Annotated in this window: 22 protein-coding genes; 10 read left to right on the top strand and 12 right to left on the bottom strand. The window is 43.0% G+C overall.

Going from position 1 to position 25,167, the window contains the following annotated elements; genetic code table 11:
- Positions 1-185 precede the first annotated feature (185 nt).
- Both P0G38_RS16950 and P0G38_RS16955 read left to right on the top strand, forming a co-directional pair.
- Positions 186-1,691: a response regulator transcription factor gene (locus P0G38_RS16950; RefSeq protein ID WP_275853427.1), complete on the top strand. Its 1,506-nt coding sequence runs from the start codon at positions 186-188 to the stop codon at positions 1,689-1,691.
- Positions 1,685-3,400 (top strand): sensor histidine kinase, encoded by a 1,716-nt coding sequence (locus P0G38_RS16955; RefSeq protein WP_015508701.1) that lies wholly within the window; start codon positions 1,685-1,687, stop codon positions 3,398-3,400. The genes P0G38_RS16950 and P0G38_RS16955 overlap by 7 nt, the downstream gene beginning before the upstream one ends.
- Positions 3,401-3,463: 63 nt before the next feature.
- Here P0G38_RS16955 and P0G38_RS16960 read toward each other — a convergent pair whose 3' ends face one another.
- Positions 3,464-4,078, bottom strand: coding sequence for a TetR/AcrR family transcriptional regulator (locus P0G38_RS16960; RefSeq protein ID WP_275853429.1), 615 nt, complete (start codon positions 4,076-4,078; stop codon positions 3,464-3,466).
- A gap of 319 nt (positions 4,079-4,397) precedes the next feature.
- Here P0G38_RS16960 and P0G38_RS16965 point away from each other — a divergent pair, with 319 nt between their 5' ends.
- Genes P0G38_RS16965 through P0G38_RS16975 form a run of 3 tightly spaced genes read left to right on the top strand, consistent with a single transcriptional unit; the run spans position 4,398 to position 5,462 of the window.
- Positions 4,398-4,724 (top strand): PadR family transcriptional regulator, encoded by a 327-nt coding sequence (locus tag P0G38_RS16965; protein ID WP_005226473.1) that lies wholly within the window; start codon positions 4,398-4,400, stop codon positions 4,722-4,724.
- Complete coding sequence (locus P0G38_RS16970) at positions 4,711-5,301, top strand: DUF1700 domain-containing protein (RefSeq protein WP_275853431.1); 591 nt, start codon at positions 4,711-4,713, stop codon at positions 5,299-5,301. Before P0G38_RS16965 ends, P0G38_RS16970 begins: the two co-directional genes overlap by 14 nt.
- The gene (locus P0G38_RS16975) at positions 5,298-5,462 is read left to right on the top strand and encodes a hypothetical protein (protein ID WP_167822213.1); all 165 of its coding nucleotides are present in this window, start codon (positions 5,298-5,300) and stop codon (positions 5,460-5,462) included. Before P0G38_RS16970 ends, P0G38_RS16975 begins: the two co-directional genes overlap by 4 nt.
- 291 nt (positions 5,463-5,753) lie before the next feature.
- Here P0G38_RS16975 and P0G38_RS16980 read toward each other — a convergent pair whose 3' ends face one another.
- Entirely contained in the window at positions 5,754-6,239 is a 486-nt protein-coding gene (locus tag P0G38_RS16980; protein ID WP_005226468.1) for a DUF2798 domain-containing protein, read from the bottom strand.
- Between the two features lie 258 nt (positions 6,240-6,497).
- On the opposite strand from P0G38_RS16980, the gene P0G38_RS16985 reads away from it, so the two are divergent.
- Positions 6,498-7,871: an MFS transporter gene (locus P0G38_RS16985; protein WP_010748497.1), complete on the top strand. Its 1,374-nt coding sequence runs from the start codon at positions 6,498-6,500 to the stop codon at positions 7,869-7,871.
- Positions 7,872-7,992: 121 nt separating this feature from the next.
- Here P0G38_RS16985 and treP read toward each other — a convergent pair whose 3' ends face one another.
- On the bottom strand, positions 7,993-9,972 hold the full coding sequence (gene treP, locus P0G38_RS16990) for a PTS system trehalose-specific EIIBC component (protein WP_010748496.1): 1,980 nt from the start codon (positions 9,970-9,972) through the stop codon (positions 7,993-7,995).
- A 336-nt stretch (positions 9,973-10,308) separates the two neighbouring features.
- Here treP and P0G38_RS16995 point away from each other — a divergent pair, with 336 nt between their 5' ends.
- The 3 genes from P0G38_RS16995 to treR are packed head-to-tail and all read left to right on the top strand — an operon-like array spanning position 10,309 to position 14,372.
- Positions 10,309-12,936: a glycoside hydrolase family 65 protein gene (locus tag P0G38_RS16995; RefSeq protein ID WP_275853436.1), complete on the top strand. Its 2,628-nt coding sequence runs from the start codon at positions 10,309-10,311 to the stop codon at positions 12,934-12,936.
- 14 nt (positions 12,937-12,950) lie between these two features.
- On the top strand, positions 12,951-13,601 hold the full coding sequence (pgmB, locus tag P0G38_RS17000; RefSeq protein ID WP_121260440.1) for a beta-phosphoglucomutase: 651 nt from the start codon (positions 12,951-12,953) through the stop codon (positions 13,599-13,601).
- Between the two features lie 54 nt (positions 13,602-13,655).
- Complete coding sequence (gene treR / locus P0G38_RS17005; RefSeq protein WP_005226457.1) at positions 13,656-14,372, top strand: trehalose operon repressor; 717 nt, start codon at positions 13,656-13,658, stop codon at positions 14,370-14,372.
- Between the two features lie 298 nt (positions 14,373-14,670).
- Here the strand turns inward: treR and rny are convergent, their stop codons facing one another.
- The 7 genes from rny to yfmF all read right to left on the bottom strand — a co-directional run bounded on the left by rny (position 14,671) and on the right by yfmF (position 23,640).
- On the bottom strand, positions 14,671-16,245 hold the full coding sequence (gene rny / locus P0G38_RS17010; RefSeq protein ID WP_005232891.1) for a ribonuclease Y: 1,575 nt from the start codon (positions 16,243-16,245) through the stop codon (positions 14,671-14,673).
- 242 nt (positions 16,246-16,487) lie between these two features.
- Positions 16,488-17,531 carry a recombinase RecA gene (gene recA / locus P0G38_RS17015; protein WP_008376737.1) on the bottom strand — a complete coding sequence of 348 codons (1,044 nt, stop codon included), beginning with the start codon at positions 17,529-17,531 and terminating at the stop codon, positions 16,488-16,490.
- Positions 17,532-17,633: 102 nt separating this feature from the next.
- Positions 17,634-18,872 carry a competence/damage-inducible protein A gene (locus P0G38_RS17020; protein ID WP_275853441.1) on the bottom strand — a complete coding sequence of 413 codons (1,239 nt, stop codon included), beginning with the start codon at positions 18,870-18,872 and terminating at the stop codon, positions 17,634-17,636.
- A 127-nt stretch (positions 18,873-18,999) separates the two neighbouring features.
- Positions 19,000-19,581 carry a CDP-diacylglycerol--glycerol-3-phosphate 3-phosphatidyltransferase gene (gene pgsA, locus P0G38_RS17025; RefSeq protein WP_005226440.1) on the bottom strand — a complete coding sequence of 194 codons (582 nt, stop codon included), beginning with the start codon at positions 19,579-19,581 and terminating at the stop codon, positions 19,000-19,002.
- 132 nt (positions 19,582-19,713) lie between these two features.
- Complete coding sequence (locus P0G38_RS17030; protein WP_275853443.1) at positions 19,714-20,616, bottom strand: helix-turn-helix domain-containing protein; 903 nt, start codon at positions 20,614-20,616, stop codon at positions 19,714-19,716.
- 464 nt (positions 20,617-21,080) lie between these two features.
- Positions 21,081-22,379 carry an EF-P 5-aminopentanol modification-associated protein YfmH gene (gene yfmH / locus P0G38_RS17035; RefSeq protein WP_275853445.1) on the bottom strand — a complete coding sequence of 433 codons (1,299 nt, stop codon included), beginning with the start codon at positions 22,377-22,379 and terminating at the stop codon, positions 21,081-21,083.
- Complete coding sequence (gene yfmF, locus P0G38_RS17040) at positions 22,372-23,640, bottom strand: EF-P 5-aminopentanol modification-associated protein YfmF (RefSeq protein WP_275853447.1); 1,269 nt, start codon at positions 23,638-23,640, stop codon at positions 22,372-22,374. Before yfmF ends, yfmH begins: the two co-directional genes overlap by 8 nt.
- 161 nt (positions 23,641-23,801) lie before the next feature.
- Between yfmF and mscL the strand changes: the two genes are divergently transcribed.
- Entirely contained in the window at positions 23,802-24,248 is a 447-nt protein-coding gene (gene mscL / locus P0G38_RS17045) for a large conductance mechanosensitive channel protein MscL (protein WP_005226421.1), read from the top strand.
- A 95-nt stretch (positions 24,249-24,343) separates the two neighbouring features.
- Here the strand turns inward: mscL and P0G38_RS17050 are convergent, their stop codons facing one another.
- The gene (locus P0G38_RS17050) at positions 24,344-24,796 is read right to left on the bottom strand and encodes a GNAT family N-acetyltransferase (protein ID WP_010748489.1); all 453 of its coding nucleotides are present in this window, start codon (positions 24,794-24,796) and stop codon (positions 24,344-24,346) included.
- Between the two features lie 61 nt (positions 24,797-24,857).
- Positions 24,858-25,103 carry a Veg family protein gene (locus tag P0G38_RS17055; protein WP_005226417.1) on the bottom strand — a complete coding sequence of 82 codons (246 nt, stop codon included), beginning with the start codon at positions 25,101-25,103 and terminating at the stop codon, positions 24,858-24,860.
- Positions 25,104-25,167: the final 64 nt, after the last annotated feature.

Genomic DNA, 25,167 nt, shown 5'->3' on the forward strand with positions numbered 1-25,167 from the left:
TTTTGATATCCTTATTATACGCAATCGCTTCCATAGAAAATATAGCACTTTTTTCAGATTTATAGCACGATTTCCAGAAAATAAAACGTTTACAAATTTGTTCTGTTGCTTTTTTTGTTTATCGCTTACTATAGAAAGAAGAAGCGACTGTGTAATTTTCTCTATACGAAAGGACGGCGAAAACCATGTACCGACTGCTGCTTGCTGATGACAGCTACGATCAAAGAGAAGTGATCAAATACTTCTTGAGTCAGCATGAAAAAGAATGGCGGATCGAAGAAGCCAAAAATGGCCGCGAAGCCTGGCAACTTTTTCAGAAACAGCCCTTTGACTTGATAATTACCGACGTAAAGATGCCCTTTATGGATGGACATGCCCTCGTAGCGAGAATCAAAGAAGCAGTTCCTGAAATTCCTGTGATGTTTATCAGCGGCTTTGAAGATTTTCATTATGTAAAAAAAGCCATACAGTTACAAGCGGTTGACTACCTCTTAAAACCAATCGACCCTGATGATTTTTATGAACAAATAAATAAAATCATTCTTTTTATCGATCAACAAAAGCAGCGCTCTTACACAAAAACAATCGCACAAACCCATTATTTGAAAGAGATTTTGAGTAAACTTTTTTATGGCTATCCTTGGCATTCACTACCGAAGGAAGAGCAATCGGTTGCACAAGGTTTTTTTAAGACTCATCCCTCTTTTTTTCTCGTTACTTGGCCGCTGGATTCTTGGAATGCGCCGGATTTTGTCCCTTCGCTATCTGCTGCATTTCCTGAAATGTTCAGTTTGTTTTTAGCTCCAGCACAACTGCTCTTTTTTAACGAACCTTTGTCAAAAAGGGAAATCGAGGAGCGAAAAAACAACTTGACTACCTATTTTTCCGAGCAGTTTCAGCAAAAAATAACACTTTTTGACAGCGGACCAGTTCCCCACCATTCAGGAGTGTACGGCACCTATCATGACTTACTGAAGAGCAGTCAGCGGTCTTTTTATCAGCAAAACAAAGGGAAAATCTGCCAGCTACTTCCGGGAGATCACTACATCGTCAAGAAAGCTCTTTTTGAAAAAACCGTTTTGTATGTGAATCAATACGAAAGTAAAAAAGCACACGCGCTTGTGAAAACAGTTTTCGACTGCTTTGAAACAAATGGACGTGAGGAACCAACCAATGCCAAATTTTATTTTGCGACCTTTTATCAAACAATCATCGATCAGTGCACGATCACTTTTGATGCGGAGTATGGCGCTAATCAGATTGGAAAAATACTGGAAGCGCCAAGTCTGCAACTAATTGCGGATATTTTTGATGCTCTCTTCCATTATATTCATGATGCATTGCTTCAAATCAACGGGAGTCAGTCAAATGACTATGTGCGCCAAGTAAAATCCTATATATTCGCTCATTTTCACCAAGAGTTGAGCTTGGAGCGGTTAGCAAAGGAAGTCAATATCAATCCTAACTACCTAAGCGAATTATTCAGTACTTCTGAAGGCATGGGTATCACCAAATACATCAAGTCTTACCGTATCAAACAGGCTCAGAAGCGTTTAAAGAACTCGAACTGCAGCATTCGAACTATCTCCAAACAAGTTGGCTTTAATCATTATTCCTATTTTTGCAAAACGTTCCGAGAAATTGTCGGAATGACGCCGGATGCCTATAGAAAGAGAGGTCCCTCTTGTTAAGAAAAGTCCACGATTGTTTTAAAAATTTTCGTTTTCAAAAAAAGATCGCCCTTATTTCAATTCTTTCAAGCATTGTTCCTCTGATCGTTTTGACCTTTGTCGGGGTATCTATCATCCGAGCCTTTATCCAACAGCAGGAAAAAAGTGCTTACTCCGATAATCTCAAAAGTATCAGCTATCAGTTAGAAAGCAAGATTCATACCTATCGGGACAGCCTGCTTTTCTTAGCCAACAATACCGCCTTGACGCAAGAACTTTCTAGTCAACGCTTCTCAAACTTTGATCAATACAATCTCTTTCAAAATACGATCGTGCCTTTGTTTCACAGTGTTCGTTTTCCGCAAGCAGATATTAAAGGCATCACGCTATACACCACGATCGATCTTTATGATCATGGGCAATATGTCAAAAAAATCACTGCTGACACGGCGCTGCCTTTTCTAAAAGAAAAACCCTCGACTGAAATTCGCACGTATTTTGACAAAGAACGGGAGGAACTTTCTTTTTATACCAACCTTTTTTTAAAAGGCCATACCGCAGATTCCTTAAACTACATCGTTTTAACCATCGACCGAGCAGCATTGTTCACGAATCTTGATGCAGTCACTGAGGAACCTTACGATTTGACGATTCAGTCAGAGACCGGGCAGACGCTTTACCGCATTGATTATTTGACGAAGCAGCAGCGTACTCAAAAACAGTGGTTGGTTGGAAGCGCAGTTATTGAAGAAGCCCCTGTACTGCTGGATAATCATTGGCAAATCGTTTTTGTTAAAACCGCACAGTCATTTTTCAGCAGTCTACTGTATCTAGTTGGTGCGGCACTCATTATCTTTGGTTTTGTATTAGTGATCTTGGTTTTATCTAGCTGGTGGCTAGCAAAAACAGTGGTACAGCCGATCAATTCTTTGGCCCAGCAAATGGCTTCTTTATCAATGGATCAATTCAAAATCGAGCATAGTTATTCTTCAGAAGATGAAGTTGGACAGTTATACACCAATTTTCAAAAAATGCTAGATAAAATCGCTGAGTTGATCAATGAAGTATATGAAGCCGAACTGAAACAAAAAGAATACGAATTGCGGGCTCTGCAAGCCCAGATCAATCCGCATTTCTTTTATAATTCCTTAGCATTGATCAGCAATACTGCCACACTAAACGGCAACCACGAAATCCGTGAGATGGCTCAGCTGCTGTCTCGATTCTACCGTCTCAGCCTAAACCAAGGATCCAATCGGTTATCCGTCAGCAAAGAACTCGATTTGACGATCACCTATGCTAAAATTCAGCAAAAAATGCATCACCATTCCTTTGATTTAGTCCTCGAAATTGACTCAAATATCGATGAATATCCGATGATCAATCTACTCTTGCAGCCGTTTGTCGAAAATGCCGTCTTTCATGGGCTGGATCATATTGAAGATGACCGCAGAGGTGTATTGACGATCCGCTGCCTCAAAGAAGGACAATGGCTGCGGTTTGAGATTCAAGACAATGGTCCTGGGATTGATCCTGAACAGCTAAAACAACTGGAGCAACCTTCTGATCAACATTATGGTATCAACAATGTACGCCAGCGGCTAGCATTATACTATGGCACGCAAGCTTCCTTAGCGATTCAATCAGTAAAAGGTGAAAAAACCACAATTGTTCTACTCATACCGCAAGACTTGCCTCCTCAAAAAAAACCGTTAGTGAAGAATGTTTGATCACTAACGGTTTTTTGGTGTCGAAATATTCAGATATTTATTTTAATGCTTGATTTCAAGTACCTATTCTTCTACAGCAAACGCACCAGCCTCTAACAATGCTTGCGGTCCCCGATCACGTGGCGCGCTTTTTGGTTCCTTTAGCATTCGTTCCCAATACTCAATGGTATCTTTCATAAAATCATTCTTGCTGTCACTGCACCCTTCACGAATAAACAGCAATACCAACCCACTAAAAAAGATCAAGGCTTCTTCATGATATTTTCTCAGATCGCTTTTATGCGCACATTGAAAAACAGCTGATTCAGCAATTGCTTCTTGAAAATAAGCAAAAGAACGCTCTTTTATGTATGGACCGCAGCCAATATCATTAAAAAAAAGTGCGAAAAAGAGGTTACGATTGCGGCTGGCAAATACGTAATAGTCCTGCCAAAAGCTGTATAAGGAATCGAGTGTCTCTTCTGACTCTTTTTTTGTTTCATGAATGTCGCGAAACACATCATCAACCATCGCCTGTTTATAATTTTGCATGTTTGAAAAATTTAAATAGATCGGTTGGGTCGATGTTCGTGCATATTTAGCAATGTCGCGGACAGTGATTGGTCGATAAAGATATTCCACCAGATATTTTTTTAAGCAATTGATCAAATATTTTTTCGTAATCGTTGCTTTTCTCATAATACCCCTTCCTTTCTGGACGTCACCAATTCTTGCTGATGTTCGTCTCATTCACTTTGACTACTTGCAGCTTTTAGAAGCACAACCAACGCCCATTTTCTTACTGAAAGTAATCTTTATACTTCTACTTTAACAAAAAAGAGCACGTTAACCTATACTTTCCGCCGATTTTCTTAATTTTATTTTTTATTTTTGACCATTTTATCAAAGAAACTCTTGTTGTCTTATGGTGCTCAGACTTAAGGCTGATTTTGACTGGTGCTGCTTGTGGAATGATACTATGTAATGTATAGTATGAGTATGAACAGGAGGAGAGCCTTTGGATGCCCAATTAAAAAAAGGATTATTGGAAATTTGTGTTTTGGCTTATTTGCAGCATGGTGACTCTTATGGCTATGAATTAGTCAAAAACATATCTCCTTTACTGCCAATCTCAGAATCAACGCTCTATCCTATCTTGAAGCGCTTAGAAGCCAGCCGAGCGGTTGAGACTTATAATAAAAGCCATCAAGGACGGACCCGAAAATATTACCGCTTGACCAAAATCGGAAAACAGCGGATCGACGATTTTTTAACCAACGACTGGCCCCAATTGACATTGATCCAGCGATTTATTAAAGGAGGAACATTAGATGAACAGAGTTGATTTTATCAAGGCATTGGCTGCGGAATTATCTGAAAAAGTCAGACCTAGCGAGATTCATCAGCTGATCAACTATTATGACGAGATGATCGAAGATTTGATGGAAGAAGGATACACTGAAGAAGAAGCCGTGGCACGCCTTGGCTCCCCAAAAGAACTGATCCAAACAGTCACAGAAACAGAAGAGGTCGTGGTAGAGATTCCCCGCCGCTTTCATCCCTTTTTGCTCTTGATCTTAGTGCTAGGCTTTCCATTGTGGGGCAGCTTATTGTTAAGTGCCGCTTTGCTGATCCTAAGCTTTTTAATAATCATCTGGTGTGTGCCTTTCACCACTGGCATGATTGGTGTCACTACGTTTATCGGTGGGATTGCTAGCGTTGTCTTAAGTCCCATGCTGATGGCGGATGGTTTCTATCTCTTTTTAAGTCAGTTAGGTGTGGGGGTTTTCTTATTTGGTTTAGGGCTGCTTTGCCTGATCGCCACTTATAGTATGAGCCGACCTTTTTCACGTCTTACCCACTCCCTTGTCATTTGGCCGAAATCATTTGTTCAAAACTATCGAAAGAAGGCAGTCCTATGATCAAAATCAATAAGCGCTTTTTCGTTTTTCTCAGTCTGTTGTTTATTATTATCGGACTGGTCATCACCTTTATCGGTTTTTCAATGTCAGGCTATTCACCTGATGCCTACCATATTGAGCATCGTCGCTGGTATCAACTCGTTGGTTTCTATACGGAATAACAGACGGAAAATAATTATAAGTTGATTTTTTGGTCATAAAAACAATCGATTTGCATTAATTTCATGTATCGGTGAAAAAATTGAACTTCTCTTTTTGACGGAACCATATTACTATATAAGTACATCCTGTATCCTATTTCATAGGGTAACCAGAAAAACCCATACCATCCTATGGGTTTTTTTGCTGTCTATAAAAGCAAAAAACGTGCCGCAAGTCCAGGTATCGCCAAGCTAGCTGTTTTAGCTAACCTTGGCAGAACCTGTCTGCAGTACGTTTTTTCTAATGATCGATTATTCCCCTAGTACTGGCTGTTCTTGCACAGTGCCAATAGGAAACAAGGCGCGAAACACCCGGCGAACGATTGGACCTGCAATGAACAATTGCAACGGCAATGCGACGATCACATTTTTCCCAATGTTGCTTAGCCAATTGACGAACACCGAGTGATCAGGGTTTGGGTGCATCAACGCACCAAAGAGTGACATACAGATTACCATGCCGGCGATCATCAATGAAGAAATCAAACCGATTTTTTTCCAAGTAGCTGATTGATGGTCCAAAAATCGAAACGCCAAACCTTTTGCCGGACCAGAAACAATGAACCAATCCAAAATAAAGGCGACACAAAGGGCTAATGGCAATTCATTCCACGCCAATTGGAATGCCAATGCCGAAACACCGACTTGAAACATGAGGTTATAAACACTCATAAAATACACCATGAAAATACACATAAGTGTCGTATAGATCAAACTTTCTTTTTTATTGATGGGCATGTAACAACTTCCTTTCTCTTTTTCGTACTCGACTATTCTAGCAGAAGAAAATTTTTCGTGTAAGTAAAAGTTTGAAAACTTTCAAAAAAGTTTTTTGCTATTTTTTTATCCACTTCTCTTGACACTTTCTTATGAAGTCAGTAGAATAGCGATAGATTAAATCGTACAGATAACAAGCGGGTTCGCTTGTCGAGAGAGAGGCGGTTTCTATGAGAATAGAAACGGTCTCTTTTTTTGCGAATTTTTAGAGGTGAGAATATGGAAAACAACAAAAAACTCGTGGGGGCGATCCTCGCAACCGGATTGATGTCATTTGCAGGTGTGCTGATTGAAACAGCCATGAATGTAACGTTTCCGACATTGATCGATCAATTTACGCTTTCAACATCCGATGTTCAATGGGTGACGACCATCTACTTACTGGTCATCTCCATCATTGTCCCAATATCGACCTACCTTTTGAAACGCTTCTCATTGAGAACCTTGTTTCTAGCTGCCAACGCCTTTTTCCTTGTTGGCTTGGTGATCGACTTTTTATCGCCGACGTTTGCCATTTTGCTGATTGGCCGCTTTTTCCAAGGTGCCAGCACAGGGATCGCACTGCCTTTGATGTTCCACATCATTTTGACTTACTCCCCCTTTGAAAAACGGGGAGCGGCAATCGGCTTAGGGAATTTGACCACTTCCATCGCTCCAGCGATCGGACCGACATATGGGGGCTTATTGACCGCCCATTGGTCTTGGAATGCGATCTTTCTTTTCTTGATCCCAGTCTTGCTGATCTCCCTAGTACTCGGCCTTTACTCGATCCCTAAAACGGCTGGGGCAAAAGACACTTCCCTGGATTTACTGAGTGTATTAGGAATCGTCTTGATGTTCAGCGGCTTCTTATTGTTCTTGAATCAAGTAGGCACCTTAGCGAGTCTACTGCCGCTGCTTTTCGGTTTCATTGGTGCTGGCTTGTTTTATCAACGCTCAAAAGGCCCGAACCCTTTGATTCGTTTGGCTGTTTTGAAAAACCGTAGCTTCAGTTTGTTTCTGTTTGGCTTTCTTGTTTGTCAGTTCCTTTTACTGGGCATTTCCTTTGTCTTGCCGAACTTTGTCCAACTCGTCTTGGGAAAAGATGCCTTTACTGCAGGATTAGTTATGCTTCCTGGGGCGGCGATCGGGGCGATCCTTGCGCCGATCTCTGGTCGGTTGCTGGATAAAGTTGGACCGAAAAAACCGATCCTGTCTGGTTTGACGTTGATTGCCATCGGTTGGCTTGCCTTAGCCCTCGTTTTGCGTTCGCCTTTCATTTGGAGCCTAGTTGCTGGACATGTCTTTTACATGATCGGGATCGGCTTAGCCTACAGCAATATGATGACCACCGGCTTAAACAAGCTGACTCCTGCGTTGTACGCGGACGGTAATGCGATCTTTAATACGCTGCAGCAATTTTCTGGTGCAGTGGCGACGGCTGTGGTGGCGACCATTATCAATTTGGCACAAAATGCGGCGACCGATTACACCCAAGGGACGGTCATCGGCTCTCAAATCGCCTTATTCTTTTTGTGGGCCTTAGTCTTACTGACTTTCCTATTAACGATCAACTACTTCCGCAAAAGCACCGACAAAAAAGCCGTCAGCTAACTGCGGCTTTACCCATTGAAAACCAAGAAAAAAGCCGCTCTCCCTTGAGGGCGGCCATAAAAAAATCCGCTTCCGATCCCCCTTCTTAGTCAAAGGGCGCTCTCGGAAACGGATTATTTTTTTAGTTTAATTCAGCGGAACCAACCGCTGTTTTGGCTGTCACTGTGCCTGTGGTCGTCAATGAAAGCTGACGCACTTTTTCGGCATTCGTGATGACTGTTAAAACATCTGTCTGTTTGCCAGCTGCGGTCACTGCATCTAGATCCATCACTGCAATCTTCGTTTCTGGTGTGACCGTGTCACCTTCAGAAACAAGGACCTCAAATGGCGCACCTTTTAATTCCACAGTATCTAAGCCCATATGAACAAGAACTTCCGCGCCACCAGGCGTTAAAATCCCAATTGCATGCTTTGTTTCAAAAATGCTAGAGATCGTACCTGCAACAGGAGCATAAATCGTTCCATTCGTTGGCTGAACAGCAAAGCCGTCACCCATCATTTTTTGAGAAAAGACAGGATCAGAAACTTCAGTGATGGCAACTACTTTCCCATCAGCTGGAGCATAAAGGGTTTCTTCTGAAACTTGTGCTGCTTCTGGGGCTGCAGTTGTCGGTGCAGCCGTCGTTGGTGCAACAACCGCTGCTGCAGCTGTATCAGCAGCCAATTGCGGTTCTAATTTATTTAAGAAGGTAACTTTTCTAAAGATGATGGTGCAAACAAACGTGATGGCAATCGTCACCGCCATTGAGATGAAGACCATTGGATAGTTTTCAATTTTAAATGATAAGAAGCCAGGCAGTCCCCCTACACCAATACCTAATGCACGGGTATTCGTTGCAGTGATCAGCATTCCACCAAAGGCAGAACCTACCATTGCTGCGACAAATGGGTAAACATATTTCAAATTGATCCCGAACATCGCTGGTTCAGTAACCCCCATGTAAGCAGAAATCGTTGCTGGAACAGAGACTTGTTCTTCTTTTTTATTGCCACGGTGAAGGAACCAAATCGCCAATACTGCCGTACCTTGCGCAATATTTGACAGCATGATCATTGGCCAAAGGTTGGTTGTCCCAAAATCCGCTACTAATTGAGAGTCGATCGCTAGCGTTGTATGATGCAATCCGGTAATAACCAAAGGCGCATACAAGCCACCGAAAATGAAACCAAATAACCAGTTTAATGGTGAGGTCAAGCCAGCATTTACGACCCAAGAAATGCCTGATCCGATTTGCCAACCGATTGGACCTAACACCATGTGGGCTGCTAAAATAGTTGGCAGCAATGAGAACAATGGAACGAAGATCATTGAAACCGCTTCTGGAATCCATTTCCGGAAGAATCTTTCAAGATAAACCAATAAGAAACCTGCCAGCATTGCTGGGATCACTTGTGCTTGATACCCAATTTTATCAATAGTGAAGAACCCGAAGTCCCACGTATAATTTTGAGCAATTTCTGCAGCAGAAGTTGAACTTACTGAATAAGCATTTAATAATTGCGGTGAAACCAATGTAATCCCTAAAACAATCCCTAATATTTGCGTGGTTCCCATCTTACGTGTAATACTCCAAGTAATCCCTACTGGTAGAAAGTGAAAGATGGCTTCACAGGGCAGCCATAAAAAGCCGTTGACACCGTTCCAAAAAGTAGAAGCTTGTGTAATGGTTTGTCCACCTAGAGCTTCTAGCGGTACACCTTCTAAGAAATTTCTCAGCCCTAGCATCAAACCACCGACAATAATCGCTGGTAATAACGGGGTAAAGATCTCAGCTAACGTAGCGATCGCTCGTTGCACGATATTTTGATTGTTTTTTGCAATCGCTTTACTTTGTTCTTTAGAAACACCTTCTATTCCTGATACATCGGTAAAATCATTGTAAAACGTTGAGACATCATTGCCGATAATGACTTGGAATTGTCCCGCATTGGTAAACATTCCTTTGACACTTGGAATTTCTTCAATTGCCTTTTCGTTTGCTTTTGACTGATCGTTCAAAACAAAACGCATCCGTGTCGCGCAATGTGTTACTGCGGCGATATTTTCTTTGCCGCCAACATATTCCAACAGCTTCTCAGCATCATCACGATACTTTCCCATAATTAATAAACCCCTTTCATCTCCACTTGTATATATATGTTTTGATTACGCACTAATCATAACTTGATAATTTTGATATTGCAAGCGTTTCAAACCAATTTTTTTCACTTTTTCTATAAACAATACAAGCAAATAGCAAAGGTACCATATAAAAACCTTGATAAATAAACGTTTTTTAAAATGTTTCATTAATATAAAATAATATTGCCAACAACTTTATTTACTGTTTATTTGACAAAAAAGAATAAAAAAACAGGATAGATAAATTGAAATAGCTTACAATTTACGTTATAATCATTTTGCATGTATAGACAAGTTTAAAGGAGGATAACTACTGTGAATACGATTATATTGTCTAAGGAACAATGGCTGTTAACGGATCAAACGGGTACGACCTATCCGTTTTCTGGGACTGACAGTGAACGCGTTGCCGCACTGACCGCGCAGCTGCAGCAAATGGAAGGTGGCGGGATCGTCTCTGAATCGCTGGTGTTTACGAATGAAGAAGGGACTTTTTCACTGGACCAATGGTTGACAGAAAAATTGAATCGTCCCTTTGTTTGCACTACGAAAGAACAGTATGAAGAAAAAAGTACTGAAATTCCTTGGCGCCTCGAATACTATGGCTACACCCCTGGTAAAGATGAATACTCGGTGGAGTCACTTTTAACCGTCGGTAACGGCTATTTAGGGCTGCGAGGCACAACGCCTGAGATGACCATTTGTGAAGCGAACTATCCAGGACTGTATTTAGCAAGTCTTTACAATACGGTGGAATCGGATGTTTCTGGTCATACCATCAGCAATGAAGACTTCGTCAATGCACCGAATCTGCAAAAAATGTACGTAAAGATCGATGATGAAGTGATCGATATCGCCAACAATCAGCTCCTTTCCTTTAAACGGACATTGGATCTGAAGACCGGCTTGTTCCAATCAGTGGCAGAAATTGAAACCAAAAAACAAAAGCGTCTGCGAATCGAAACGAAGAAAATCGCCAATATGCAAGACGTTCACCAATACAGCTTGGTCTATCAGTTTACCCCGCTGAACTTTTCTGGCGCCGTTACCTTCGTCAGTGAAGCCGACGGATCGGTCTATAACTATAACGTCGCTCGTTACCGTAGTTTAACTAACCAGCATTTGACCGTGAAAGAGACAGCAGCTGAACAAAACAAAGCGCATTTAGTGGTCACCACTAACCAATCACAGATTACCGTTGTCCAATCCTCTGAACTGTTTTCACAGGACCTACCATTGGCTGAGCTGCAAGCTGAAACAAACGACCAGCTCGTCCGTCAGCAAGTAACCCTGGAGGTGACGGAGGGACAAACTTATCGGGTCGAAAAATCAGTCACTGTTGCCGCTTATCGCCAAGAAGAGCCACAACCGGCATTTACGTTTTCTTCCTTAGCATTACCTGATTTTGTGACGATGTATACCGCCTCAAAACAAGCCTGGGCTGAATTATGGGCAAAAGCGACCATCGAAGTCACTGGTGACTTGATGTCGCAAAAAATGCTGAATCTGCATACGTATCATCTGCTGGTCTCCGCAGCACCGAATGCTTATCAGAAATCCTTAGATGCCAGTATCACTGCTCGTGGCCTACATGGTGAAGCCTATCGCGGTCATATTTTCTGGGATGAACTGTTTATCTTACCGTTTTACATTCTACATTTTCCTGACACCGCCAAAGAAATTTTGCTGTATCGCTACCGCCGCTTAGCTGCTGCCAAAAAAGATGCTCAAAAAGCTGGCTACCAAGGCGCCATGTTCCCATGGCAATCAGGCTTGGATGGCAGTGAGCAATCCCAAGAACTGCATTTGAACCCTATCAGCGGCGAATGGAAAGAAGATCACAGTCGCTTGCAACGACATGTCTCCTTAGCGATCGCTTATAACATTTGGCAATACTGGCACAACACGCAAGATCGAGTCTTCATGGAACAATATGGGTTAGAATTGATGTTAGAAGTCGCTCATTTCTGGCAAAGTGCTGCCACCTGGGATGATGCTACTCAACGTTACTTTATCGATAAAGTCATGGGACCAGATGAATTTCATGAAAGCTACCCAAATAGTGAACAAGGCGGCTTGAAAAACAACGCCTATACCAATATGATGGTAGTATGGTTGTTTGAAGAGATCGAGAACCTTCAACAACAACTTTCAGCAGAGAGCTTCCAAGCGGTATTAGAGAAAACGGCTTTAACCCCTGCAGATATTGCTGCTATGGCAGATATTCGTACCAAGCTGGGCTTAGAGATCGATCCAGAAGGCATCATTGCACAATTTGAAGGGTACTTCCAGCTGGAAGATCTGGATTGGGCTCACTACAAAGAGAAATATGGCAACATCTATCGGATGGACCGCATCTTGAACGCTGAAGGCAAGAGTGCTGACAGCTACAAAGTCGCGAAACAAGCCGATAGTTTGATGATTTTCTACAATTTCTCAAAAGAGCAAGTCAATCAGATTTTGGCGGATCTTTCTTACCAACTACCAACAGACTATATTGAAAAAAATCTGCATTATTATTTAGCTCGCACCTCCCACGGCTCGACTTTGTCACGGATCGTTCATGCCCAGTTAGCGGCAATGGTGGATGATCAGGAATTGGCTTGGTCGTTATACCAAGAAGCCCTCTCTTCTGATTACCGTGATATCCAAGGCGGGACTACAGCAGAAGGCATTCACGCCGGTGTCATGGCCGCTACGTTGTTTATTCCGTTAACCACTTTTGCTGGGATCGATATTCGAGAAGAGCAGCTTCAAATCACACCAAACTTGCCAAAAGCCTGGGACAGCTTAGCCTTCCAGCTAGAAGTTCGCGGCACCCGCTTTGCAATGAATGTTACACATGAAACATTGACGATTACCGCTGATCAGCCAGTCACGATCTTAGTGAATGGGCAACAAGTTTCTCTAGAAGCAAAGAAAGAAGCAACGATTACTTATTAAAAGGAGTGTTACACATGAAAAAAGGATTTGTTTTTGATTTAGACGGCGTTATCACGGATACGGCCAAATACCACTACATTGCATGGAAAGAATTAGCTTCTGAGATCGGGATCGAGATCGATTTGAAGTTCAACGAGCAGTTAAAAGGCATCAGCCGCATGGATTCTTTAGAGCGAATCTTAACCCTAGGCAACAAAAATGACGCCTACACAGAAGTCGAAAAAGAAGCGTTAGCGACGAAGAAAAATACCCACTATGTACAATTATTACAAAGCTTGACTCCTGATGATCTATTGCCAGGGGTGAAGACATTCCTTGATGAAGCCAAAGCAAAAAACATTCCTTGTGCGATCGCTTCGGCATCCAAAAATGCACCGTTTATTTTGGACAAACTTGGGGTCATGCAAGACTTTGATACGATCGTTGACCCAGCAACCTTGAAAAAAGGCAAACCAGATCCAGAAATCTTTATCCAAGCAGCGCTGGCACTAGGCATTGAACCGGCAGAAGCAGTTGGCTTTGAAGATGCTCAAGCAGGGATCGACGGCATCAAAGCTGCTGGTATGTATGCGGTAGGCGTTTATTCAGGAGAAGAATTACACGGTGCAGATGTGATCGTTGAAAAATTGACGGACCTAAACATTGACGAACTTTTGGCGAAATAGTCGATTGCATTTCCAAATTGGCCTCGCTATAATAGCCAAAGAGGGGGCAATCCGATGAACAAGTTCAAAGAAATATTTTTAGATTTAGAACAAAAAATTCTAGCAAACGAATACCCTCCGCATTCTTTGCTGCCTAGCGAAAACCAATTGATCAAAACTTATGGTGTCTCCCGCGAGACTGTCCGTAAGGCATTGAATTTATTGCGGGATGCTGGTTATATCCAAAAGAAACAAGGGAAAGGTTCGATCGTTTTAGACTTGAATCGCTTTGATTTCCCGATTTCTGGCTTGACGAGTTTTCGAGAGCTGCAAGATACCCAACGCATTCCTAGTGAAACAAAGGTTGTCGAGATCCGCAAGATCGCCGTTTCGCCAAAGCTGCACGAGACCACTGGTTGGCCTGTTGCTTCTGAGGCATGGAAACTGATCCGTCAGCGGAGAATTGATGGAGAAGTGGTGATTTTGGATAAAGATTACCTTGATGCTTCTATCATCGAAGAGTTGCCAGAAAACCGAGCGAAAGTATCGATTTTTGATTACTTTGAAAATGATCTTGGCCTTGAGATCGCTTATGCACAAAAAGAAATCACTGTTGACCCCGTCAACAAAGAATTGCGGGATCTAATGGATCTGCGTCCTGAAGATCAGCATGTCGTTACGGTTCGCAGCCTCGTGTATCTAGAAGACACGCGCTGTTTTGAATACACCGAATCGATCCACCGACTGGATAAATTCCGCTTTGTGGACTTTGCCCGCCGACGCAAGATTTGATGGACGTATAGACGTGAAACACATGAAACAGACCTGGACTTCCCCGAGAAGTCTGGGTCTGTTTTGTTTTTCAATAGCCCCCCAATCGATAATACTGGATCGATCCTCCCATTTTTCGCCTCTGTCGCTATCGAGCCATCCTTTTGCTTGTTCGTTGTTCTGTTGCCGACGAATAAAAAAGGCACGATCATTTATGGGACTGATGAAATAGAGTCGATTTTGCACAACTCAGCCGTCCTTATTGACAATCAGCTACACAAAAAAGCAGTATCCTCTGAGAGGATACTGCTTTTGCTTGCTATTTGGCGTAATCCGTTGCGCGGGTCTCGCGAATAACGGTTACTTTGATATGACCTGGGTAATCCAAATCGTCTTCGATCTTCTTGCGGATGTCGCGAACCAATCGTACAGCATCCAAATCAGAAATCTCTTCTGGTTTGACCATTACACGGACTTCACGTCCGGCTTGGACTGCAAAACTGGAATCGACCCCTTTGAAGCCGTTGGCGATATTTTCTAGGTTTTGCAAGCGGCGAATATAATTTTCCAATGATTCGCTGCGGGCACCTGGACGGGCTGCTGACAAGGCATCTGCGGCTGCAACTAAAACAGAGATAACCGATGTTGCTTCAACATCTCCATGGTGAGAAGCGATCGCATTGATCACCACACCATTTTCTTTGTATTTGGCAGCTAACTCAGCCCCGATCTCAACGTGAGAGCCTTCGATTTCATGGTCAAGGGCTTTCCCGATATCATGCAAGAGTCCGGCACGTTTGGCTAACTGAATATCTTCGCCTAATTCTGCGGCAAGAACACCGGTTAGTTTTGCGACTTCGATCGAGTGGTTCAAGACGTTTTGTCCGTAGCTGGTACGGAAACGCAAACGACCTAAAATCTTGATCAAGTCTGGATGAAGGGTGTGAGCACCGACTTCAAAGGCTGCTTGTTCCCCATATTCACGAATATGCTCATCCATTTCTTTCCGAGATTTTTCGACCATTTCTTCAATTCGAGCTGGATGGATCCGGCCGTCTTGAATCAGTTTTTCAAGGGTCATACGAGCAATTTCACGGCGAATCGGATCAAATCCTGATAAGACGACTGCTTCTGGCGTGTCATCGATGATCAAATCGATCCCTGTCAATGTTTCAAGGGTCCGAATGTTCCGACCTTCTCTTCCGATGATTCGACCTTTCATCTCATCATTTGGTAATGATACGACCGATACCGTGGTTTCAGACACTTGGTCTGCGGCACAACGTTGGATTGCTAGGGACAAGAGATTTTTTGCTTTTCGATCTGCTTCTTCCTTCGCACGCTGTTCAGATTCTTTGACCATGATCGTTAATTCATGGTTCAATTCCTCTTCCGTTGATTTCATGATCAACTCTTTTGCTTCATCTCTAGACAGCGCGGCGATGCGCTCTAATTCTTTCTGTTGTCCATCGATTAAGTTTTCTACTTCTTTTTCTCGCTCGTCAATTAATTGTTGTTTCTCACTAAGTCTGCCTTCTTTATCTTCAAGTGAGCGTTCTCGTTTTTCCAAAGAATCGTCCTTACGATCAAGTACTTGTTCTCTTTGGAGTAAACGATTTTCTTGTGATTTTAAATCAAGTTTGCTTTCTTTCAACTCACTTTCAATCTCTGACCGATACTTCTGATTTTCTTCCTTAGCTTCTAACAATGCTTCTTTTTTAAGAGTTTCTGCTTCTTTCTTAGCGCTTTCGATAATTCCAGCTGCAGAATTTTGGGCGCCGTTGATTTCTTTCTCATGACGAGATTTCGTCACATAAACTCCTAATCCAAGACCGACAATTAAACCGATGATAGCGAGGAGAATGTAAAGTAGTTCCAATGAATCCACCTCCATACTATCTTTTTAAATATTTTGTAATTTTGATTAACAAAGGATAACAAAATTATCAATTCGCTACTTCTTATGTGGAAATCCACATACGTTTATTCTAATGTTTGAACACAAGAGTGTCAACTTTAAATAATAAAGTAAACTTTCGCAACCCTTCCTTTTTACGGATGTTTTTTCAACAATAGATGAATCTAGCAAAAAGCCACAAAAAAGCCAAACAACCTCGTTGTTTGGCTTTTCAAGACTTATTCGTCTAATGGTAATTCTTCTTGCGCTTCCTCGAGGGTTACGGTCTCTCCTGTTCCAATCCCGTAAGCATCGCGGACGCGAGCAGAAACTTCTAGCATCATTTCTTGGTGTTCACGCATATAGTTTTTGGCGTTTTCACGACCTTGACCGATGCGATCCCCTTTATAGGCATACCACGCACCGCTTTTATCAACGATGTCTTGTTCCACGGCCATATCCAATAATTCACCTTCTTGTGAAATACCTAGACCATACATCATGTCGACTTCCGCTACTTTAAATGGTGGCGCTACTTTGTTTTTGACTACTTTGATCTTCGTGCGGTTCCCGATGATATCTGTACCGGATTTCAATTGCTCAGCACGACGTACTTCCAAACGGATGGTTGAATAGAATTTCAACGCACGTCCACCAGGTGTCGTTTCTGGATTCCCAAACATGATCCCAACTTTTTCGCGAATTTGGTTGATAAAGATCGCGATCGTTTTCGTTTTGTTGATGGAACCAGAAAGTTTCCGTAATGCTTGTGACATCAAACGAGCTTGCAAACCAACGTGGGTATCACCCATTTCACCATCGATCTCCGCTCGTGGGACTAAAGCTGCTACCGAGTCAATAACTACGATATCAACCGCACCACTTGAAACTAAGGCGTCAGCGATCTCTAATCCTTGTTCCCCTGTATCTGGTTGTGATAACAAAAGATCATCGATATTTACACCTAATTTTTGCGCATACTGAGGATCTAACGCATGTTCGGCATCGATAAATGCTGCTGTTCCGCCATTTTTTTGGACTTCCGCAATGGCATGTAAAGCAACTGTCGTTTTACCAGAACTTTCTGGGCCGTAAACTTCTACGATCCGTCCTCGTGGGTAACCACCTACACCTAATGCAACATCCAAGGCCAATGAACCACTTGGGATCGTTGAAATTTGTTGATCAACTTTTTCGCCAAGCTTCATGATGGCACCTTTACCATAGTTCTTTTCAATCTTCTTTAGTGCAGCATCTAAGGCTGCTTTACGATCATCTGCCAAACGGATAATCCTCCTTATATTCATCACTTTCGTGTGTCGTTCATAAGATAATAATAGTCCTTCTGACGGGAAATTGCAAGAAAAAACGAACAAACATTCGCATTAATTTAATAATTCCTTACGTATTTGATTTAAGCCCGCCATGACGGCACTATGCCGAATATAGGCGCGGTCGCGGTTGAAGTGATACAGCTGGCTCGAGACGCCTTTGTCAGAAGCTAAGGCGATCCAAACGGTGCCTTTAGGCTGACCTTCTAACTCGTCTGGACCAGCAACACCAGTAAACGCCACCGCATAATCAGTCTCGGCTTGTTTGCGGGCATAGACGGCCATTGCTTCTGCACATTCCTGACTAACAGTCCCATAGCTTTCCAAAAGCCCTGGATCGATGCCTAAGAGCTTGCTTTTTGTTGCAGCAGAATATGTCACGAACCCACCGGGAAACACCTCAGAGACGCCAGGAATCCCTCCTAGGGTCGCTTGGAACAAACCAGCGGTCAAACTTTCCGCTGCGGTGACGGTTTTCTTTTTCTCGATCAGTAGCCCGACGACTGTTTCTGCCAGCGAATTTTGTTCCCCATACCCATAGAAATACGCACCGACCCGTGCTTGGACGGTTTCTTCTAACGCATCCAATTGTTTGATCCCTTGCGCCTCGTCTGCAGTTTTGACCGTCAGACGCAGCGTGACCTCATTGGGTTTGGCATAAGGAGCGATGGTAGGATTGACTTGATTCTCGATCAAATCGGCCAATTCTGTGACCAATGCCGATTCCCCGATCTCGTAATAGCGCAAAACGCGAGACAGCAAGACCTCTTCTTGGGGAAACTGCTCTAACAGAAGTGGTTTTGCGTGGGTAAGAAACATCGCCTGTAGTTCACTTGGTGGTCCTGGCAGCAGCAAATAACTGGTAGCGGCTGTCTGATAAAAGATCCCGATCGCTAGTCCATTGGGATTTGGCAAAGACACACCGTCCTTAAAAACGAGGGTCTGCCGCAAATTGTTTTCCGTCATCCTCCGTTGACTGTTTTCAAAGAAGGCTTTCAATTGGTGATAACCTGGTTCATCTCTGACTAACTCTTGTCCCACATGACGGGCAGTGACTTGTTTCGTCAAGTCATCGTCGGTGGGCCCTAAGCCGCCGCACAATACGATCAAGTCGCTGCGTTTGTCGGCGATCGTCAGCAATTCTTCTAAGCGATTGGGGTTGTCCCCGACAACACTATGATAAAAAACATCGATCCCAAGACTTGCCAGTTCTTCTGACAAGAAGGTCGCGTTCGTATTCACCACCTGTCCTAAAAGTAATTCGGTCCCGACTGCAATAATTTCTGCTTTCATTCGTTTACTCCTTCATTTATCAGATACGTAAAAGTCTTTCATATTGACAAAAAAAGTCCAGAAAACTTCTGAACTTTCGTGACTTGTATCCTTGTTTTTATCGCTTCTTTATCTAGATCTAGAAATTTTACATAGAATCTTTAAAAACATTCGTATTTTTTATGAAATAATCGACCCCGGAATAGATCGTGAAGATCAAACATAGATACAACATGATTTGATCGATAGGCAAACCGATCATTGAAAAGGGAATGTTGTTCAAGAACAAGAAAATGATCGCAACCATTTGTGTCGCGGTTTTGATTTTCCCTGGCCACGCAGCAGCCATGACTTCCCCGCTTTGTTCCACTAACAACAAGCGTAAACCTGTCACTGCCAACTCGCGGCAAACGATGATCGAAACTACCCAGCCTGGGGCTTTGTCTAATTCAACCAGCATGATAAAAGCCGTCATGACGAGCATTTTATCTGCTAACGGGTCAGCAAACTTCCCGAAGTTGGTAACAAGGCCTCTGGAACGAGCGATCTTGCCATCTAGCCAGTCTGTAATGCTGGCTGCCGCAAAAAGGATCGCTGCAATAAGGTGCGTGTTTTCTAATTGTGTCGTACCAACGGTCAGCGTGCCAAGATCGATTGGCAAAACCAAGACCAAAATAAAGATGGGGATCATAATGATCCGTAATACAGTTAATTGATTGGGTAAATTCACGAAATAGACTCCTCTCTGCCGACTATTGTACGAAATAACGGCAAATCATGCCACTACTTCTGCTTTTCAATGGTCGGATGCAACAGATAACTTTTTAGCTAATGATACCTCAATAAGGCGCATTTGTCAGATTTATGCCGCATCGTCTTGGTATTCAATCACGAGGCGGACTGTCTTTTGTAACAATTCAAATTGCGGGTCAGAAAAGTCCACTTCCTGACCATTGGCAGTGATGGAGATATTTTGACTTGCGCCCAGGGTCAAGGTCGCATTCGTGGCGCCTTCTGGCAGCGTCATCGATTGCGTTTCTCCCGCTTGAACAGTGTATTGGTACACATAAGCGTTGTCAACTTGTACACCGACCCAACAAGAAGCATCTAGCCCAGTAAATGCCAATTCAATAGGGTTTTCCGCATCTTTCATCGTGATCGTGATCGAGGATTGCGTGGAATCGCTAGCCGTCATCGTCATTTTCGCTTCGCTGGATTCCGTCGTACTTGAGGACTCCGTCGCTTCACTCGAAGTACTGGTTTCTTCCGTACTTGTCGTGGTGGAAGCGGTAGACGCTGAATTTTCTACCACGAGAGAAGAACTCCCTTGGATCATCGGTGTTGTATTACGGTCTTGCCAAGCCATGTAGCCCACGATACTCACGATCGTAATGGCAACCAGGCCTAATAGAATCATCGGCAAATAGCGGACGACAAATGAGCCGCTTTTTTCTTCTACGTGCTGTGCTTTTCGTGAGCCGCTGACGGTTTCAGGCTGCGGTCTTTTTGGTAAGGGGGCGTCTAACGTATCTTTGCCATCAAAAACGGCCACCAATTTGTCGCCGTCTTCTCCAACCGCTGCTGCATATTGGCGAATAAACGCGCGGACATAAAAAGTGCCTGGCAATTGATCAAAACGCTCCGCTTCAATTGCTTCTAAATAGCGTTTTTGGATCTTTGTCATTTGTTGTAATTCAATCAATGAAATGTTTTTATCTAAACGGGCTTGCCGTAATTTTGCTCCAATCGTTGTTTCGTTGGCCACTCGATCATCTACTCCAGTCTTTTATTCATCTTTAAAAAAAGCCCTAAAATCGCTTCGCTGCTTGTCGTAAGGTCAGCAAAGCTGCTCTATCATTTTAAAACAGGGGTTCCCTGTATACGTCAATAAAAAAAACTCCGTCACGCAGATTGCCATCTGGGCGCGCCGTCTACTAAATATAACATTTTTTCCGTGATTTTTTGTAAAAAAACAAAAAAAGATTTTGCTTCAATAATTAAAGAATACCATAAAAGAAAAAGTCTGAGGATAGCCTAACCACAACTCGCAAACAAATTTTAATACTTTTCGCCAAATTGGCATCAAATTGCAAGAAAAAACCACCTTTTGACGCAAAAAGAAAACACTGAATGACTCAGGAGTTGGCCAGCCCTTGTTCTGTTGGGCGTTCCTCCTTGAATCAGTCAGTGTCGCTTAGATGACAGCTGTTTGACAAAACCAGCCTTCGCTTAGGCTTTTTCTGTTGGATACATGTAAAAACGACTAAACGCTTTGGGGTCGATAAAGGAACGAGCCGCTTGCTGGACATCTTCCAAAGTGATCGATTGGATCACTTCTGGCAGATCAAAGAGCGTCGTTTCACCAAATAAACTTTGGGTAAACTGGTTTGCGATAAACTCCAGTGAGTTCAGTGATTGGAAATATTTCCCTAGCATTTTCTTCTTCAATAACGTCAAGTTTTCTTCATTGATCTCTGGATCTTGCGGGAAATTCATTACGATCGCTTCGATCTCTGCCAACATTTTTTCTGGCTCTTCAGAATCCCCCGAGAAGTCGGCAAAGTAAAAGCCGCGATCCAAGTTCACTTCAAACCCAAATGTGTCGTCGATGATGCCTTGATCATACAAACGCAAATAATTGGCGGAAGTATTGCCTAACACCAATTGGCAGAAAAGATTCAACGCATTTTTGAAGCGCAAGAGCTCTCTTCCTGATTTCGGCAGTTTGTTCAAGTCTCCTTTGATCCCTAATACACCTTTGGCACGTGTCACTGGCATGGTAAGACTTGATTCTGCTTGAATATCGGCAAAGGTTTCTTCAGGAAACTGGCGAATGATCGCCTGCGTTTCTGGAAAGGTCTTGGCCGCTTGATTGGTCCGAATCCACGCCATCGTTTCTTCAGGATCGATATTGCCTACCACAAAAAGCGTCATGTTGCTTGGGTGATAGAAGGTATTGTAGCAAAGATACAAGTCTTCTGCGGTGATCTGCGCAATGCTTTCCACCGTACCAGCGATATCGATATGCAAGGGGTGCTTCGGATACAGATTTTTGATGATGCCAAAAAACTGCTGCCAGTTCGGATCGTCATCATACATTTGGATTTCTTGACCAATGATCCCTTTTTCTTTTTCGACGGTTTCTTCTGTGAAATACGGGGCTTGAACGAAATCGATCAACGTTTCAAGGTTCAGCTTGATTTGATCGGTTGCCGAAAAAAGGTAGCTGGTTTTCGTGAAACTGGTAAAGGCATTGGCAGAAGCCCCCTGCTGACCAAAGGTTTGAAAGACATCGCCGTCTTCTTTTTCAAACAGTTTGTGCTCTAGAAAATGGGCAATGCCATCAGGGACTCGATGCAATGCTTCGGGTGAAAACCCAAAATGATTATCGACAGAGCCATAGTTCGTACTGAAAAGTCCGTAAGTTTTGTGGAAATCGGCTTTTGGCAGCAAATAAACTTTCAAGCCGTTTGCCAATACTTCTTCATAAAGGGTCTCATTGATTTGCTGATAGACTTTTTTATTCATGGGTCGTCTCCTTATCCAGGAAGAATACAGCTTGCAAGGACACGTTTTGAGCCAATGCTTGGACATCTGCCACGGTCACTTGTGCCAATTTCTGCATAAATTCGTCTTCCGTCATTTTCGTATTCGGTACCCACTGATTCAGATAGGCTGTTTCGATCAGTGCTTGTGGGTTATCCAATGAAAGCAAGTACTGGTTTTTCAACATCGCTTTTGTTTGTGCCAGTTCTTCCGCGGTGACTTCGCCACGCTGCAAGCTTTGCAGCTGCTGTTCGATCAATTTGAAGACCTTGTCGCGGTTTTTGCCATCGATCCCCGTTTGGACCGACAAGTACCCACGAAACGTATCGATACTGCTGGAAGCATAGTACGCCAAACTTTCTTTCTCTCGAACATTCATAAACAGTTTTGAATGAGGGAATCCGCCAAACAACCCGTTGAAGACCATAAAAGCGATCCGCTCGGCTTGGTCATAATACACGCCAGTATGATAGCCTAAGTTCAATTTGGCTTGGATGATTGGTTCTCGCAAGATTTTCTCGCGAATGATGTTTTCCGCCGCTTGCTGATAAAAGACCGGCATTGCTTGGTCTGGCCGATCGGTAAAGGCCATGTTTTGGAAGAGCGCTGCAACTTCTGCTTCAACCACATCGCCGATCACGAAAATATCGATTTGATCATTGTCCATCATTGAGCGATAGGTTTGGTAAAGCTCTTTTGAGGTCACAGCTTCTAAGTCTTGGGGACGGCCAAAGCTTGGATACTTCTGATTCTGATCCTTTTCAAAATACAACTCTTGCAGTCCTAAAGAAGCCAATGCTTGCTTATCTTCGGCCACGCTGTTCATATAGGCGATCAAGTTGTGCTTTTCGATGGTGAAGTTCTTTTCTTCAAATTGCTCCTCGTGGGCATTCGGATGGAACAAAACTTCTGCTAAAAAAGCGGCTGCTTGCGGCAATACTGCTTCATCTGACACGTACTTCCCGTTGACAAAGGACATCGCTGCATTGATTTGATGCAGATTGCCCCGTTTGTTGACATTCATACCAAAGCTGGCACCGTAAAGCTCTGCCAGCTGACTGCTAAATGCGGTCTGTGTCGGATAAGCCAAACTAGTCGTTTCTAATAAACTGGTCAATAAGGTCCGTTTGGCGGTCATTTCAGCCTGCAATGGTGCAGTAAACCGAACGAAAAAACGGATCGTTTTATACTTTTTGGTCGGTAGCACCGTTAACCGAACACCTTTTTTTAATTCAATAGACATGTGACACCCCTTCTAGAAGCAAAATTATCTCTTCAATTATAGCATAGCTGACAAACTTTCTCCTCGGCTCGCTGATCAAACCTGTTGCAGCGAGCGTTTTTTTTTATAAATCCCGCGTTTTTCGCTATACTGTCAGTAAGATTTAGAAGGGAGGATACAGGATGATTAAAGAATTTAAAGAATTTATTTTACGAGGAAACGTCATTGACTTGGCGATCGGGGTCGTGATCGGGAGTGCCTTCACCGCAATCGTCACTAGTTTAGTTGAAGGATTGCTGACACCATTGGTTTCATGGATCTTATCACTCTTTGGTAATGCAGATGCCTTTTCTGGCTTGGTCTTTGAACCAGCCAAAAATGTGGTCTTTGATTTCGGCCGCGTAATTACTGCCATTATTACGTTCTTGATTACCGCATTTGTCTTGTTCTTGATTGTCAAAGCAGTCAACAAACTACGCAATCTGAAACAACAACCTGAGGAAGAAGAAGTACCAGAAGTCACTGCAGAGGATTATTTAGAAGAGATTCGTGACCTTCTAAAAGCGCAAACGCCTCCTGCCAACACTGTTGATCCACGTCCAACATCATTGGACGATACGATCCGATAAAAAAACGGCTCTTAGTCAATAAGGTCGAAAGAAGCGATTCGGATTCATCCGATCCATCAATCATAGCGCTAAAAGAAGCAAGCACGCGAACCTCGCTAGAGAGTCGCTGTGCTTGCTTCTTTTTTCATCCCGACATGCAGGATCCCGTCTTCATAAAAAGGCGGTGTAATGGTTTTAAAGCCATACTGGCCGTAGAATTTTTCTAAGTGGGCTTGTGCTTCGATCTCAATAGGCAAAGCTGGATAACACTGCTCAATGCGATGCAAAACTTCTTTGATCAGACGATGGCCTTCTTTTTGCCCCCGGTATGCTGGTGCCACAATGACCCGACCAAAATGCACCGTTTGTTCCTGCTGGAAAATACGGGCATACGAAACGATCTGCCCTTCCTCATCAAGGGCCCATAAATGTTTGGCTTGTGCATCGATCGCATCGATCTCTTGATACGCACACGCTTGTTCCACCACAAAAACCGCTGTACGCAAACGGGCAAGCTGATAAAACTCCACCCCAGTCATTTCCCCTAACTCTTTTAGAAAAAACGCCATCCCATCACTCCTTATCTTATTGAACCAAAAAAGAGTCAACAAAGTGTCAACTCTTCTTGTTTCAAACAGCTTCTGATAAAAATTCAATCTCAACAGTTCTAGTTAAAATATCTGAATAACTATAAGAAACCCGCTCGAATGAATTCTCATTTGGATCCAAATCTACAACAAAAACTGAAGGATAAGTTTCTGTCAAAACGCCGCGACGTTCAGTTTGACGCTTACGTCCAGTCTGAGCAACTAGCATAATCTCACTACCGATACGGCCTTCTAAATCTTTCTTGATCGTAGCTAAAGTTGTTGGCATCGCATTCACCTCGAGCATCATCATACCACGAAAAGCAGAAAATTTCAAGTTTACCATAAAATAA

The sequence above is a fragment of the Enterococcus casseliflavus genome (assembly GCF_029215545.1).
GTDB classification, from domain to species: domain Bacteria; phylum Bacillota; class Bacilli; order Lactobacillales; family Enterococcaceae; genus Enterococcus_D; species Enterococcus_D casseliflavus.

Bases quoted from the DNA above. Each gene is read 5' to 3' on its own strand.
- P0G38_RS16970 (WP_275853431.1), top strand. From the start codon at position 4,711: ATGAACAGAGTTGATTTTATCAAGGCATTGGCTGCGGAATTATCTGAA.
- P0G38_RS16980 (WP_005226468.1), bottom strand. From the start codon at position 6,239: ATGCCCATCAATAAAAAAGAAAGTTTGATCTATACGACACTTATGTGT.
- P0G38_RS16975 (WP_167822213.1), top strand. From the start codon at position 5,298: ATGATCAAAATCAATAAGCGCTTTTTCGTTTTTCTCAGTCTGTTGTTT.
- rny (WP_005232891.1), bottom strand. From the start codon at position 16,245: ATGGAGGTGGATTCATTGGAACTACTTTACATTCTCCTCGCTATCATC.
- P0G38_RS17055 (WP_005226417.1), bottom strand. From the start codon at position 25,103: ATGCCAACAACTTTAGCTACGATCAAGAAAGATTTAGAAGGCCGTATC.
- P0G38_RS17050 (WP_010748489.1), bottom strand. From the start codon at position 24,796: ATGGCGTTTTTTCTAAAAGAGTTAGGGGAAATGACTGGGGTGGAGTTT.
- P0G38_RS17020 (WP_275853441.1), bottom strand. From the start codon at position 18,872: ATGAAAGCAGAAATTATTGCAGTCGGGACCGAATTACTTTTAGGACAG.
- treP (WP_010748496.1), bottom strand. From the start codon at position 9,972: ATGGGAAAGTATCGTGATGATGCTGAGAAGCTGTTGGAATATGTTGGC.
- treR (WP_005226457.1), top strand. From the start codon at position 13,656: ATGAACAAGTTCAAAGAAATATTTTTAGATTTAGAACAAAAAATTCTA.
- pgmB (WP_121260440.1), top strand. From the start codon at position 12,951: ATGAAAAAAGGATTTGTTTTTGATTTAGACGGCGTTATCACGGATACG.
- yfmF (WP_275853447.1), bottom strand. From the start codon at position 23,640: ATGTCTATTGAATTAAAAAAAGGTGTTCGGTTAACGGTGCTACCGACC.
- P0G38_RS16950 (WP_275853427.1), top strand. From the start codon at position 186: ATGTACCGACTGCTGCTTGCTGATGACAGCTACGATCAAAGAGAAGTG.
- yfmH (WP_275853445.1), bottom strand. From the start codon at position 22,379: ATGAATAAAAAAGTCTATCAGCAAATCAATGAGACCCTTTATGAAGAA.
- P0G38_RS16960 (WP_275853429.1), bottom strand. From the start codon at position 4,078: ATGAGAAAAGCAACGATTACGAAAAAATATTTGATCAATTGCTTAAAA.
- mscL (WP_005226421.1), top strand. From the start codon at position 23,802: ATGATTAAAGAATTTAAAGAATTTATTTTACGAGGAAACGTCATTGAC.
- P0G38_RS16985 (WP_010748497.1), top strand. From the start codon at position 6,498: ATGGAAAACAACAAAAAACTCGTGGGGGCGATCCTCGCAACCGGATTG.